The organism is Bradyrhizobium sp. JR4.3 (assembly GCF_040547695.1).
In the GTDB taxonomy this organism is placed as follows: Bacteria; Pseudomonadota; Alphaproteobacteria; order Rhizobiales; family Xanthobacteraceae; genus Bradyrhizobium; species Bradyrhizobium canariense.
Window position 1 is genome coordinate 18,351 of the sequence record NZ_JBEPQF010000056.1, and the last position, 13,589, is coordinate 31,939.

The window sequence follows — 13,589 nt, forward strand, 5'->3', positions numbered from 1 at the left end:
GTATTGTTTGATGTTGAACATCGTGTCCAGCAAAGCGCGGGAGGAAGCGTCCATGTCGGCCAAGAACGGCTCCATCAAGCTCGTCGCCGGCAACTCCAACCCGGCTCTCGCACAGGCCATCGCGCAAGGTCTCGACCTGCCGCTGACCAAGGCGGTGGTACGGCGCTTCGCCGACATGGAGATCTTCGTCGAGATCCAGGAGAACGTGCGCGGCTCGGATGCCTTCGTCATCCAGTCGACCTCGTTCCCGGCGAACGACCATCTGATGGAATTGCTGATCATCACCGACGCACTGCGCCGCTCCTCGGCGCGCCGCATCACTGCGGTGCTGCCCTATTTCGGCTACGCCCGGCAGGACCGCAAATCGGGTTCGCGCACGCCGATCTCGGCTAAACTCGTCGCCAATTTGATCACGCAGGCCGGCGTCGACCGCGTCATGACGCTCGACCTGCATGCCGGCCAGATCCAGGGCTTCTTCGACATCCCCACCGACAACCTCTACGCGGCGCCGCTGATGGTGCGCGACATCAAGGACAAGTTCGACCTCTCCAGGACGATGGTGATCTCGCCGGACGTCGGCGGCGTGGCCCGCGCACGCGGTCTCGCCAAGCGCATCAACACACCGCTTGCGATCGTCGACAAGCGCCGCGAGAGGGCGGGTGAATCCGAGGTCATGAACGTGATCGGCGACGTCGCCGGCTACACCTGCATCCTGATCGACGACATCGTGGACTCCGGCGGCACGCTGGTGAACGCGGCCGACGCGCTGATCGCCAAGGGCGCCAAGGACGTCTACGCCTACATCACCCACGGCGTGCTCTCCGGCGGCGCGGCCGCCCGGATCACGAACTCCAGGCTGAAGGAACTGGTGATCACCGATTCGATCCTGCCGACCGAGGCGGTGAGCAAGGCCCCGAACATCCGCACGCTGCCGATCGCCAGCTTGATCTCGGACGCGATCGCGCGCACCGCCGCGGAAGAGTCGGTGTCGAGCCTGTTCGACTGAGCACGCTGACCTCGTAGGGTGGGTTAGCCCTGCGGACTGCGCGAAGCGCAGACCGCTCGGCGTAACCCACCACTTCTACCCCCGCGGAAAGTAAGAGGCGGGTTACGGCTGCGCCTAACCCACCCTACGGCTCCCTCACGCGCCGCCGCTCCCCATTGTTGCCAACGACCGCCCATGACATCATCCGAATCCCGAGTCATCTCTGCCCTCTGGATGCCCGATGCCACGCCGGAAATTTGCCTGGGAGAAGCTGGCGGATGACGAGTTGCTCAAGCAACGCCTCTCCAGCCTGAGGGTTACGGTCGAAGGCACCTGGCTCGAGGATTGCGTCAGCACGCTGTACGAGGAGCTCGAGGAGCGCGGCATCCGGCTGCGGCCGCACACCTGGATGTCGAGCGAATGGTTCAGCCCGGGCGGCGTTCCCGGCATCGCCATTCCGTTCTATCTCGCTCATCCCCGCCTGATGAAGCTCGAGAAGAAGATGATGTTCGACGTCGAGGGCGGAACCTGGCGCGAATGCATGGCCATCCTCCGTCACGAAGCGGGCCACGCCATACAGCACGGCTACCAGTTGCAGCGCCGCCGGCGCTGGCAGCAACTGTTCGGCCCGTCGTCGAAACATTATCCGCGCTATTACCGGCCCAATCCGGCGAGCCGGCGCTATGTCCAGCATCTGCGGCTCTGGTACGCGCAGAGCCATCCGGACGAGGATTTCGCCGAGACGTTTGCGGTGTGGCTACGGCCCCGTTCGAACTGGCGGACGCGATACGCTGGTTGGCCGGCACTGAAGAAGCTCGAATATGTCGACGAGCTGATGGGCGAGATCGCGGGCAAGCGGCCGCCGATCACGACGCGGGAGCGTGTCGATCCGCTGGGTCGGCTCAGCCAAACGCTCGAAGAGCACTACAAGAAGAAGCAGGCGTTCTACGCCTTCACGCCTCCCAAGACCTACGACCGCGATCTCTCCCGGCTGTTTTCGGCCGATCCGCGGCATCACCGCTCAAAGCCGGCTTCGACCCTGATCAGGCGCCACCGCTCCCAGATCAGGCAATTGGTCGCGCGATGGACCGGCGAGAATCAGCTTACGCTCGATGCCGTGCTTGACGAGATGATCTCCCGCTGCCGCGAGCTCGACCTGCGCGCCGTCGGTCCTGAACAGAAGCTCGTTCTCGACTTCATCGTCCTCGTGACCGCCAAGACGATGCACACGATGTTTGGCCCATCTCGACGAAAATGGATCGCGCTATGAGACGTCTGCGCATTCTGGTGCTCATGCATCCGGACTTCGTGCCGCCGGACTCCAGCGACGGGCACACCGCGCAGGAAATCAATGCGTGGAAAACCGAATACGACGTGGTGAGCACCTTGCGCGCAGCCGGCCATGAGGTTCGCCCGCTAGGCGCGCAGGAGGAAATCAAGCCGGTGCGCGAGGCGATCGAGGAGTTCAAGCCGCACGTGGTTTTCACGCTGCTGGAGGAATTCCACAACAACGTCGCCTTCGACCAGCACATCGCGAGCTATCTCGAGCTGATGAAGGTCCCTTATACCGGGTGCAATCCGCGCGGCCTGACCCTGGCCCGCGGCAAGGATCTGTCCAAGACGCTGGTGCATCACCGCCGGATCGCCGCGCCGGCCTTTGCCGTCTTCCCGATGCGCCGCAAGGTGAAACGCCCGACGCGTCTTGCGCTGCCGCTGATCGTCAAGAGCCTGAACATGGATGGCTCGTTCGGCATCTCGCAAGCATCGATCGTCGACACCGACGAGAAGCTGGCCGAGCGGGTCGCCTTCATCCACGAACGGGTCGAATCCGCCGCCATCGCCGAGCAGTTCATCGAAGGACGAGAGCTTTACGTCGGCGTGCTCGGCAACAACCGCTTACGAGTCCTGCCGGTCTGGGAGTTGAAATTCGGCAGCATGGGCGGCCGCTCGTCACGGCACATCGCCACGGAGAAAGCCAAGCACGACACCGACTATCAGGAGAAGGTCGGCATCGTCGACGGGCCTGCGAAGGATCTGGCGCCGGAAGTGACCGCCAGGATCCAGCGGGCCGCGAAACGCATCTACCGGGTGCTTGGCCTCGACGGCTACGCGCGTATCGATTTTCGTCTCACCGCCGACGGCACGCCGTATTTCATCGAAGCCAATCCAAATCCCGAGATCGCCAAGAGCCAGGAATTCGCCACGGCCGCTCTACATGACGGGCTGAAATATCCGGCTCTCCTGCAGCGCATCCTGGCGCTCGGAATCAGCCGCGCCAAAGCGGGCGTGTCATTGGGGTGATGACGGCTGCGATCACCCCTCATCCTTCGGGACGCGCTTCGCGCCCCTCGGGATGAGGGATGGTCGTTGCGCGGCGTTACACGATTCCCGCGGCGACCTGGCCGCGCAGGCGTTCGAGCCCGAGCAATGTCTCCGCACAGGCGGCCGCCACTTCGACGCCCTTGATCGCAAAATGCCTGCGGAAGAAATCGTAGTGCACCTCGGTCTCGTGGAATTGCTGCGGCGTCAGCACCGCGGAGAACACGGGCACCTCGGTACGCAGCTGCACGTCCATCAACGCCTTGATCACGGTGTCGGCGACGAATTCATGGCGGTAGATGCCGCCGTCGACGACGAGGCCGGCCGCGACGATCGCGGTGTAGCGCCGCGTCTTGGCGAGGATCTGCGCATGCAGCGGGATCTCGAACGAGCCCGGCACCTCGAACACGTCGACATGATTGAGGTGGCGCGCTTCTGCCTCCTTCACGAAGGCGATACGGGCCTCCTCGACCACGTCGCGGTGCCAGCAGGCCTGCACGAAGGCCACCCGCTGCGGTTTCGCGAAGCGCGGGTGGTCGGGCGCCGGGTCCTGTGGAACCGGCGGTGGCGTTTGGGTTGGTTGGGAGGTTTCGGCTTGGGGATCTTGCAACATCTGATTCATGGCTTTCCTCAGTTAAGGACCAGAATCAGGGCACACGGAACGACAAACAGCCGCATCCTGCGATGCGTCTGCCACCGACCGTTCTCTTTCATCCGGACTTTAACCGTCGGCTTCGGAGTTGCACCGAATCTGCTGACCCTTCCCCGCAGCAACAGGCTTTGAGGAAGGCGCTCGCGGGCTTGGGCCTTACGGCCCTTACCGCCGGTGGGGACTTTCACCCCGCCCTGAGAACATCGGCCGTCCGGAATGAACGGCCTGACCGAAATATGACGCCGGTTCGGGGCCGCGGCAAGCGGGTTCCGCATGGGAAAATCGCATGGTCCCATACCGCGAAGGCGGTCCAGGGGGCACGCCGCGGAATTAACGATCGGGGGCGGCCGCCGAATCCGATTCCGATTTGTTCTTCCCGTTAATAATTGTGGCCGAGATGAGCTGTGGACGAACGAGTCCTGACTTGTGGACGGACTCGGCAGCCAGTTGCGCAGATTCCGCAAATCACATCAGTTGATCCGCGACAAGCCCGCGCTGATCCGAACGGATCGCCTTAGCAAATTTAAGGGAGCGCGCGCCGGACCAACCGCGTGCGTATCAAAGACAACAAAAAGGCAAGAGGTCGAGACGGCATGTCCCTGCTCGAAGGCACTATCGATTCCAAAAACCATCCGCTCGCGGTGGTCGAGGATATCGCTGCCAGCAATAACTGGCCGTTCGAACGCTCCGGCGAAGACGAACTCACGATTGTCTCCAAGGGACAATGGACCGACTACCAGATCTCCTTCACCTGGATGGGCGAGATCGAGGCGCTGCATCTGGCCTGCGCATTCGACATGAAGATTCCGGTTGCGCGGCGATCTGAGGTCCAGCGGCTCGTCGCCGCGGTCAACGAGCAGCTGTGGGTCGGGCACTTCGACCTGTGGACCACCACCGGCATGATCATGCACCGGCAGGCCCTGGTGCTGCCGGGCGGGCTCATCGCTTCCACCGGCCAGTGCGAAGCCATGCTCGCCGGCGCCATCCACGCCTGCGAACGCTATTTCCCGGCGTTCCAGTTCGTGGTGTGGGCCGGCAAGTCCACGGCGGAAGCCATGGACGCGGCCATGTTCGACACGGTGGGCGAGGCTTAAGCGCGCTCTCCTGAGGCGGCGAGCGAGCCCAGCTTTCTCCATCGTCGTCCTGGCGAAAGCCAGGACCCATACCGCGAGGTCTCTCCGTGTCTCGCGATGCTTGTTGCCCTGCCATCCTTCCACTAGAACCAGCCGTGGTAATGGGTCCTGGCTCCCCGTGCGCAATCGCGCACTAGGCCAGGACGACGGCGGTGGCGACAGCGATGGCGAACAGCACTCTCCAAAACATCACCGGCACCATCCTGCTCGCCGGCGCCGGCAAGATGGGCGGCGCGATGCTGACCGGATGGCTTTCGGGCGGGCTCGATCCGCGCCGCGTCGCGGTGATTGATCCTCACATCTCGGCCGAGATCACCGCACTTGCCGCCAAGGGGATTGCGATCAATCCCGACGTGACGACGGCGGGCCAGGTCGAGACGCTGATCGTCGCGGTGAAGCCGCAAATGTTCCGCGAGGCCGGCGCCAAGCTGAAGCCATTCGTCTCCGACAAGACCGCGGTGGTGTCGATCATGGCGGGAACCACGATCGCCTCCCTCGAGGAGGTCTGCGGCGGCGCGGTGGTGCGCGCGATGCCGAACACACCGGCCGCGATCGGTCGCGGCATCACGGTGGCTGTCGCCGCGAACAATGTCAGCGCACAGCAACGCGCGGTGGCCGATGCGCTGCTACGCGCCACCGGCTCGGTCGAATGGGTCGACGATGAGAGCCTGATGGACGCGGTGACCGCGGTGTCCGGCTCGGGCCCGGCCTATGTGTTTCTGCTGGCCGAAGAGCTCGCGCGCGCCGGTGTCGAGGCGGGATTGCCCGAGGCGCTCGCGACAAAACTCGCGCGCGAAACCGTCGCCGGCTCCGGTGAACTTCTCCACCAGTCGGAGCTTGCCTCCGGCACGCTGCGCCAGAACGTCACCTCGCCCGGCGGCACCACGGCTGCGGCACTCGGCGTGCTGATGGGCGAGCCCGGCCTGCGCGATCTGATGATCCGTGCGATCGCGGCGGCGACGAAACGGTCGAAGGAATTGGCGAAGTAAGGAAGCTATCCCCTCATGGTGAGGAGGCGCGAAGCGCCGTCTCGAACCATGCAGGCCCGGCTCTCGCCTGTGGCGATCCTTCGAGACGACCGCGGCGCGGTCTCCTCAGGATGAGGGCGGAGCAAGCGGCTCCTAGCTCGTCCCCAGCCGCTTGTTGAACATCGCGACATTAATGAGCCCGCGCGCGTGGCGGCCTTCGCCGAGTTTTCGCGAGCCCTCGAAGGCCTCGACCTCGAAGCGGATGACGCGGCGCTCGACCGCGACCACCTTCGCGGTAGTCCGCACCGTCGCACCGACGAGAGCTGCTGCAAGATGGCGGATGTCGACCTCGGTGCCGACGGTGACCCAGCCGGGCTGAAGGACGCTACGGATCGCATCGCCCGACGTCATCTCCATTTCCAGAATCATCATCGGCGTCGCATAGACCATCGGCATGCCGGGCACGAAATGCCCGACCGTGCGCTCCACCGGCACCACCAGCGTGCGCTCGGCGCTCATGCCGGCCTTGATGAAGTCGCGTGCGTCCATGGATCCCGCCCGTCGTTCCGGGGCGCGCGAAGCGCGAACCCGGAATCCAGAGATTGTCGATCGAGATTCCGGGGTCAGCCCTCACGGCTGCCCCGGAATGACGCTAACGCGTCACTTCTTCGCAGCCGCCGCGCGCTCCACGAACGTCTTGCCGCCCTTCATCTTATGGGCAAGCGGGGCTTCGTTGATCTGGATGACGACCGCGTCGGCATCGACGCCGAGATTCTTCACCAGCGCCTGGGTGATGTCGCGCATCATGCCGGCCTTCTGCTCGTCGGTGCGGCCCACGGCCATGCTGACAGTGATCTCAGGCATTTTTCTCTCCCTATGCTGTCGTCATGGCCGGGCTTGTCCCGGCCATCCACGTTCTCTTCCATCAAACAAGGCGTGGATGCTCGGGACAAGCCCGGGCATGACGCCTGCCGGCATAGCTATCCCCACTTTACGTCATGGCGCGCCAACACCTCGCGCACTTTGGCGACGAGGTCGGCCTCGCTGCACGAGAACTGCGCCGGGCGGCTCTCCCGCCATTCCTGGTTGGAAGCGATCGCGGCCGCCGCCTTCGCGCCCTCGATCAGATCCTTGATCTGCACCTCGCCATGCGCTTTTTCATCGGAGCCCTGGATGATGACGCAGGGCGCATTGCGGCGGTCGGCATATTTGAGCTGGTTGCCCATGTTCTTGGGATTGCCGAGATAGAGTTCGGCGCGGATGCCGGCGGTTCGCAACGATGCGACCATCTTCTGGTAGTCGGCGACGCGCTCGCGCTCGAACACGGTGACAACGACGGGGCCGAACTCTGGCTTCGTGTCGAGCTTGCCAAGCAGCGTCAGCGCGGCCTGAAGCCTGGACACGCCGATCGAGAATCCGGTCGCCGGCACCGGCTCGCCGCGGAAGCGCGAGACCAGACCATCATAGCGGCCACCACCGCCGACCGAGCCAAACCGGACCGGACGGCCTTTGTCGTCCTTGGTCTCGAGCAGCAGTTCGACCTCGTAGACGGGGCCGGTGTAATATTCGAGGCCGCGCACGACGGAGGGGTCGATACGGATGCGGTCTGCGCCGTATCCCGAAGCCGTCACCAGTTTGGCGATTTCTTCCAGCTCGCTCACGCCGGCCTGACCGACTTCGCTCTTGGCGAGATAGGTTTCCGCCGCGGCGATCGCCTCTTTCCAGTCGTCGTGCGGTTTGGTGATGGCGAGAACGACGTCAGCTTCCGACGCGCTCAAATTGGCGCCCTTCGTGAAGTCGCCCTTGCCTTCTTCGCCGCCATCCCATCTGCCGGGACCGAGCAGCTTGCGAACTTCCTCGGCGGGAAACTTGTCGAGCTTATCGATCGCGCGCAACACGGTCAGTCTGCGTGCTGCGTTCTCTTCGCCACCGAGCCCGATTGCTTCCAGAACGCCGTCAAGCACCTTGCGATTGTTCACCCTCACGACATACGAGCCGCGCGCAACGCCCAGCGCCTCCATCGTGTCGGCCGCCATCATGCAGATCTCGGCATCGGCCGCCGGTGTTGCCGAGCCCACCGTGTCCGCGTCGAACTGCATGAACTGGCGGAATCGGCCGGGGCCGGGCTTCTCGTTGCGGAAGACGTAACCGACGCGATAGCTGCGATAGGGCAATACAAGACCGTCGGTACCGTAGCGCTCGCCAACGTAGCGCGCGAGCGGCGCGGTCAGGTCGTAGCGCAAGCTGATCCACTGCTCGTCGTCGTCCTGGAACGAGAACACGCCCTCGTTCGGACGATCCTGGTCGGGCAGGAACTTGCCGAGCGCATCGGTGTATTCCATCGCCGGCGTTTCCACGGGCTCGAACCCGTAGAGCTCGTAGACGGTCCGGATCTTCTCCACCATCTCCCGCGTCGCCCGGATCGCGGCGGGATCGCGATCCTCGAGCCCGCGCGGCAGGCGCGCCTTCAGTTTCTGGGGTTTTTTGGATTTTTCGGCCATGCGCGGCATTTACCAGCCGACGCGCGAGGCGGCAACTGCCGGGTAGGCTCTTACGGCTGCTCCATCCGCGCCCGGAGCGCGTCGGCATCCGCTTTCGGCAGCGACTTCAGCGTTGGCTTGATGGTTTCGCCGCCGACGATCTTGCCGTTGCGCATGAACATCCAGTCCGAGATGTCGGCTTCAGTGAATTCGACCTTGTCGCCTGCCCGCTTGCCGGGCAGATCGCGTGGCTCGTTGGCGAAGAGGCCGGAATAGGCCCCGTTGGGTATCTTCTTCACCTCGGCCATCCAGATGTGCTCACCGCCTTTGCGGGTCGAAAAGTGCACCTTCAGGGCATGCCCTGTCTCCGACGGCTTCGGCGCCTCATAGGAGGCCCAGAATGTCGGCAGCGTGCCGCGGGCGCGCGCGATCGCGGTGTTCATCTCCGGATCGGTGGTGCGCACGTCGACAACGGGCGAACGTCCCTCAGCGGAGACATCCGGCTGGGGGCCGATGGTCAGAATGCCAAAGACGGTGACGCCGGTGATCGCGGCGAGAACGACCCATTTCAGGGGTTGGGGAAGAGTGGATGCCATGATCGCGATGTCCAGATGACTCGATGTTCGAGTATTCGAGGTCTCGGACTTTGTCGCACGATCATCGTGTCGCGTTCATGGCGCCTCTCTCTCCCCGCGCGCGGGGAGAGAGAGGGCAAAAATCAAGACAGATTGCGGATCCAGTTGTGCGGATCGTTGGTGCGGCCGTACTGGATGTCGACGAGTTGCTTGCGCAGGCCCATGGCGACCGGGCCCGCGGCGCCGCCGCTGATCTCGAAATCGCCGCTCACCGAGCGCACCGTGCCGATCGGCGAGATCACGGCGGCGGTGCCGCAGGCAAACGCTTCCTTCAGCTTGCCGCTTGCCGCATCCTTGCGCCACTGGTCGAGCGAGTACGGCTCCTCGCGCACGGTCTTGCCGGCATCTTTGGCCAGCGCGATGATGGAATCGCGGGTGATGCCGGGCAGGATGGTGCCGAGCGGCGGGGTCGAGAGCGAGCCGTCGTCGAACACGAAGAACACGTTCATGCCGCCGAGCTCTTCGATATAGCGGCGCTCGATCGCATCGAGGAACACGACCTGGTCGCAGCCGTGCTGGATCGCTTCGGCCTGGGCGCGCAGGCTCGCGGCATAGTTGCCGCCGCATTTGACGGCGCCGGTGCCGCCGACCGCGGCGCGCGTGTAATTCTCGGACACCCAGATCGAGACCGGCGCAGGGCCGCCCTTGAAGTAGGAGCCGACCGGCGAGGCGATCACCGCGAAAATGTATTCGGACGACGGCTTGACGCCGAGGAAGGTCTCGCTCGCGATCATGAAGGGGCGCAGGTAAAGGCTGCCCTCGCCGCCCGGCATCCAGGCGCGGTCGATGCGCACGATTTGCTCGACCGCCTCGATGAAGACGTCTTCGGGGAGCTGCGCCATCGCCATGCGGTCCGCCGAGTCCTTGAAGCGCCGTGCATTGGCGTCGGGGCGAAACAGGTTCACGCCGCCGTCGTCGCGCTTGTAGGCCTTGAGGCCTTCAAAAATTTCCTGGGCGTAGTGGAGGACGGCGCCGGCCGGATCGATCTGGAAATTGGCGCGGGCCTCGACACGCGCCTCGTACCAGCCGCCCTTGGCCTGGTTGTAGCGGACCACCGCCATGTGGTCGGTGAAGACGCGCCCGAAACCGGGATCGACCAGCTTGGCGACCCGATCCTTCTCGGGGGTCGGATTGGATGCGGGCTGGATGTCGAATTTCATGCTCATGTCCTTGCCTCCCGCTGCCGGTGGCGGTGCCGTTGTGGCACCCACCTGCCCTGATTTGGGCCCGGCTGGCTCGATTGGTTTCTGGCCGGACCGCCGCCAGCCTTGTTACGGCCGGTTTCCGTGGCCAGCATGTCACCGAGGACATGCTTTTGCGGAAGACGGAAGTCCAGTATGTTTTGCCGAAATGCCGTTCGACAATCGCACGGTAGATCTGCTCCGGCCGTCGCCGCCCGTCCGGCCCACTGCGGCGGCCTTGCTTCGATGCCCACCCGACGCGAAACGATCTAAAATTTCGTGCGGGCTGATCGTTTTGTAACATTGAGACCAAGATACGTCAATATGCCTGACATAAATTTCGCGACTCCTTCTCAAGACGCTGCCGGGCCGCGGCCGGCCGCAGACGACGGAGGCAATTTGCGCTGGGATATCATCGAACTGCTGTTCTTCGCTTATCGCGATTTCGTCGGCGATCCCGACCAGGAGCTGGAGGCGTTCGGCTTCGGCCGGGCCCATCACCGCGTCATGCACTTTGTCTATCGTTATCCCGGCCTCAAGGTCGCCGACCTCCTCGACGTCCTGCGTATCACCAAGCAATCGCTCGGCCGGGTGCTCAAGCAGCTCCTGGACGAGGGCTATATCGTGCAGAAGACCGGCGACAATGATCGCCGCCAACGCCTGCTGTTTGCGACACCGAAGGGCGAGGCGCTGGTGCAGAAGCTCGCCGGCCTGCAGACCACGCGCATCACCAAGGCACTCGCCGAGATGGCGCCGCAGGATGCCGAGACCGTCAAGCGCTTCCTGCGCGCGATGATCGACCGCGACGATCCGGACAAGGTGCTGGAGACGATCTTTGCCACCGTCAATCAGGACAAGGAGTGACCGTGCCGCTCGCTGCAACGCTCGCACGCCCGCCGGCACGCCCCGCCGACGATGCCCCGCATCTCCTGCTGGTCGACGACGACCGCCGCATCCGCGATCTGCTCTCGCGCTTCCTTGCCGGCGAAGGCTATCGCGTCTCGACCGCCGCGAGCGCCAGCGACGCCCGTTCCAAGCTTTTGGGCCTGCACTTCGACCTCTTGATCCTGGATGTCATGATGCCCGGCGAGACCGGCTTCGATCTCGCCCGTTTCATCCGGACCTCGTCCTCGGTGCCGATCGTGATGCTGACGGCGCGGCATGAAGCCGAAGCGCGCATCGAGGGCCTGCAGATCGGCGCCGACGATTACGTCGCGAAGCCGTTCGAGCCGCGCGAGCTTGCGCTGCGCATCAACAACATCCTCAAGCGCGCTGCGCCGCCGCCGCAGGCCGCTGCAGTGGAGAAGATCGCGTTTGGCCCGTACATCTACCACCTCGAGCGCGGCGAATTGCGCCAGGGCGAAGACGTCATTCACCTGACCGACCGCGAGCGCGAGATGCTGCGGATCCTGTCGGAGACACCGGGCGAGACCGTGCCGCGCAGCGCGCTGACCGGCAATGGCAGCGTCAACGAGCGCGCCGTCGACGTGCAGATCAACCGCCTCCGGCGCAAGATCGAAACCGATCCCGCCAATCCGCTGTTCCTCCAGGCCGTGCGCGGCATCGGCTACCGGCTGGTAGCCTCGCCATAAAACAGTAAAGCGCCACCGATGAGCACGATCGATACCGGCCTGACGCTTCTGAAGAGCGCCGCCGGCCGCGTCTCCGCCGCCAATGGCTGGATGGGCAACGCGTTCAAGGGCTGGATGCCGACCGGCCTTTATGCGCGTGCGCTGCTGATCATGATCGTGCCGATGGTGATCCTGCAATCGGTCGTCGCCTTCGTGTTCATGGAGCGGCACTGGAACACGGTGACACGCCGCCTGTCGGCCGCGGTGGTGCAGGACATCGCCGCGTTGATCGACGTCTACAAGGGCTATCCGCAAGACAAGGATCGCGACCAGATCCGCCGTATCGCGCAGCAGCGCCTCGGTCTCGTCGTCGATTTCCTCCCGGCCGGCGACATGCCGCCGCCGGGACCAAAGCCGTTCTTCTCGCTGCTCGACCAGACGCTGTCAGTGCAGCTCGGCCGCCAGATCGGGCGCTCCTTCTGGATCGATACGGTCGGCCGCTCCAACCTGGTCGAGATCCGGATTCAGCTCGACGACGCCGTGATGCGCGTGTTCGCACAGCGCAGCGCGGCTTATGCCTCGAACTCGGAGATCTTCCTGTTCTGGATGGTCGGCACGTCCTCGATCCTGCTGATCGTCGCGGTGCTATTCCTGCGCAACCAGATCAAGCCGATCCTGCGACTTGCCGACGCTGCCGAAAGTTTTGGCAAGGGCCGCGAGGCGCCGAATTTCCGTCCGCGCGGCGCGCGCGAGGTGCGGCGCGCGTCGGTCGCCTTCCTCGAAATGAAGTCGCGCATCGAGCGGACGATGGAGCAGCGCACCGCGATGCTCGCCGGCGTGAGCCACGATCTGCGCACGATCCTGACGCGGTTCAAGCTCGAGCTGGCGCTGATCGGCGACAGCCCCGAAATGGAGGGCATGCGCAAGGACGTCGACGAGATGTCGATGATGCTGGAGGACTATCTCGCGTTCGCCCGCGGCGATTCCGGCGAGCAGTCGCAGCCGACCGACATGGCGCAGGCGCTCGAGGAGCTGCGCAGCGACGCCGAACGCCACGGCCACATTGCGACCGTCGCGTTCAACGGGCTGCCCGTGGTCACGGTGAAGCCGGCCTCGTTCAAGCGCTGCCTCGCCAACCTCGTCACCAACGCCGCCCGCTACGGCAAGGCCATCGCCATCACCGGCCAGCGCGATCACCGTTATTTGACCGTGACAGTCGACGACGACGGCCCGGGTATTCCCGCGCACTTACGCGAAGAGGTGTTCAAGCCGTTCCTGCGGCTGGACAACGCCCGCAACCAGGACGAAGGCGGCACGGGTCTTGGTCTCGCGATCGCCCGCGACATCGCCCGTTCGCACGGCGGCGACATTACGCTTGGCGACAGTCCGATGGGCGGATTAAGGGCGAGCGTGCGGATACCGGTGTAGCTGCCTCTTCCCTTCTCCCCCTGTGGGAGAAGGTGGCGCGAAGCGCCGGATGAGGGGTGTCTCTCCGCGAATTCAAAAGCGAAAAGAGTCACGCGCGGAGACAGACCCCTCACCCGTCTCGCCGCTACGCGGCGAGCCACCCTCTCCCACAAGGGGCTTGTTGCGTAATCCGTCAATTGTGATTCTCTAAGGCAAAGCCTTGGAGGAATGACGATGGCGGTGAAGCAGACGGGGCAG

14 protein-coding genes and 1 riboswitch are annotated in these 13,589 nt (G+C 64.4%); of the genes, 8 read left to right on the plus strand and 6 right to left on the minus strand.

All coding sequences use genetic code 11. From position 1 onward, the window contains the following. Positions 1-52: 52 nt before the first annotated feature. From ABIB91_RS39755 to ABIB91_RS39765, 3 genes are all read left to right on the plus strand, one after another. A complete protein-coding gene (locus ABIB91_RS39755; protein WP_007596822.1) occupies positions 53-1,006 on the plus strand; it encodes a ribose-phosphate pyrophosphokinase in 954 nt (317 codons plus the stop codon). Between the two features lie 220 nt (positions 1,007-1,226). Next, positions 1,227-2,255 (plus strand): putative zinc-binding metallopeptidase, encoded by a 1,029-nt coding sequence (locus ABIB91_RS39760; RefSeq protein WP_354172455.1) that lies wholly within the window; start codon positions 1,227-1,229, stop codon positions 2,253-2,255. After that, entirely contained in the window at positions 2,252-3,286 is a 1,035-nt protein-coding gene (locus ABIB91_RS39765; RefSeq protein WP_007596826.1) for a D-alanine--D-alanine ligase family protein, read from the plus strand. The genes ABIB91_RS39760 and ABIB91_RS39765 overlap by 4 nt, the downstream gene beginning before the upstream one ends. Positions 3,287-3,362: 76 nt before the next feature. Here the strand turns inward: ABIB91_RS39765 and ABIB91_RS39770 are convergent, their stop codons facing one another. Then, complete coding sequence (locus ABIB91_RS39770) at positions 3,363-3,926, minus strand: 6,7-dimethyl-8-ribityllumazine synthase (RefSeq protein ID WP_007596828.1); 564 nt, start codon at positions 3,924-3,926, stop codon at positions 3,363-3,365. 76 nt (positions 3,927-4,002) lie between these two features. Further along, a riboswitch (FMN riboswitch) is annotated at positions 4,003-4,162 on the minus strand. 387 nt (positions 4,163-4,549) lie between these two features. Here ABIB91_RS39770 and ABIB91_RS39775 point away from each other — a divergent pair. Both ABIB91_RS39775 and proC read left to right on the plus strand, forming a co-directional pair. Continuing rightward, entirely contained in the window at positions 4,550-5,050 is a 501-nt protein-coding gene (locus tag ABIB91_RS39775; protein WP_007596830.1) for a type III secretion system chaperone family protein, read from the plus strand. Between the two features lie 203 nt (positions 5,051-5,253). Further along, entirely contained in the window at positions 5,254-6,078 is an 825-nt protein-coding gene (proC, locus tag ABIB91_RS39780) for a pyrroline-5-carboxylate reductase (protein WP_354172452.1), read from the plus strand. A 132-nt stretch (positions 6,079-6,210) separates the two neighbouring features. On the opposite strand, the gene ABIB91_RS39785 is transcribed toward proC, so the two are convergent. The 5 genes from ABIB91_RS39785 to ABIB91_RS39805 form a co-directional block, all read right to left on the minus strand. Next, on the minus strand, positions 6,211-6,606 hold the full coding sequence (locus tag ABIB91_RS39785) for a thioesterase family protein (protein WP_219683636.1): 396 nt from the start codon (positions 6,604-6,606) through the stop codon (positions 6,211-6,213). Between the two features lie 111 nt (positions 6,607-6,717). Continuing rightward, on the minus strand, positions 6,718-6,921 hold the full coding sequence (locus tag ABIB91_RS39790; protein ID WP_007596840.1) for a tautomerase family protein: 204 nt from the start codon (positions 6,919-6,921) through the stop codon (positions 6,718-6,720). A 116-nt stretch (positions 6,922-7,037) separates the two neighbouring features. Continuing rightward, complete coding sequence (hisS, locus tag ABIB91_RS39795; protein WP_354172449.1) at positions 7,038-8,558, minus strand: histidine--tRNA ligase; 1,521 nt, start codon at positions 8,556-8,558, stop codon at positions 7,038-7,040. A 50-nt stretch (positions 8,559-8,608) separates the two neighbouring features. Continuing rightward, the gene (locus ABIB91_RS39800; protein WP_007596843.1) at positions 8,609-9,133 is read right to left on the minus strand and encodes a YegJ family protein; all 525 of its coding nucleotides are present in this window, start codon (positions 9,131-9,133) and stop codon (positions 8,609-8,611) included. 122 nt (positions 9,134-9,255) lie between these two features. Next, positions 9,256-10,338 (minus strand): branched-chain amino acid aminotransferase, encoded by a 1,083-nt coding sequence (locus ABIB91_RS39805; RefSeq protein ID WP_007596844.1) that lies wholly within the window; start codon positions 10,336-10,338, stop codon positions 9,256-9,258. A 339-nt stretch (positions 10,339-10,677) separates the two neighbouring features. Between ABIB91_RS39805 and ABIB91_RS39810 the strand changes: the two genes are divergently transcribed. Genes ABIB91_RS39810 through ABIB91_RS39820 form a run of 3 tightly spaced genes read left to right on the plus strand, consistent with a single transcriptional unit; the run spans position 10,678 to position 13,352 of the window. Continuing rightward, positions 10,678-11,217: a MarR family winged helix-turn-helix transcriptional regulator gene (locus ABIB91_RS39810; protein ID WP_007596846.1), complete on the plus strand. Its 540-nt coding sequence runs from the start codon at positions 10,678-10,680 to the stop codon at positions 11,215-11,217. Next, positions 11,214-11,945, plus strand: a complete 732-nt coding sequence (locus tag ABIB91_RS39815; RefSeq protein ID WP_035993624.1) for a response regulator — start codon at positions 11,214-11,216, stop codon at positions 11,943-11,945. The genes ABIB91_RS39810 and ABIB91_RS39815 overlap by 4 nt, the downstream gene beginning before the upstream one ends. 18 nt (positions 11,946-11,963) lie before the next feature. Continuing rightward, on the plus strand, positions 11,964-13,352 hold the full coding sequence (locus tag ABIB91_RS39820; protein WP_354172445.1) for an ATP-binding protein: 1,389 nt from the start codon (positions 11,964-11,966) through the stop codon (positions 13,350-13,352). Positions 13,353-13,589 lie beyond the last annotated feature (237 nt).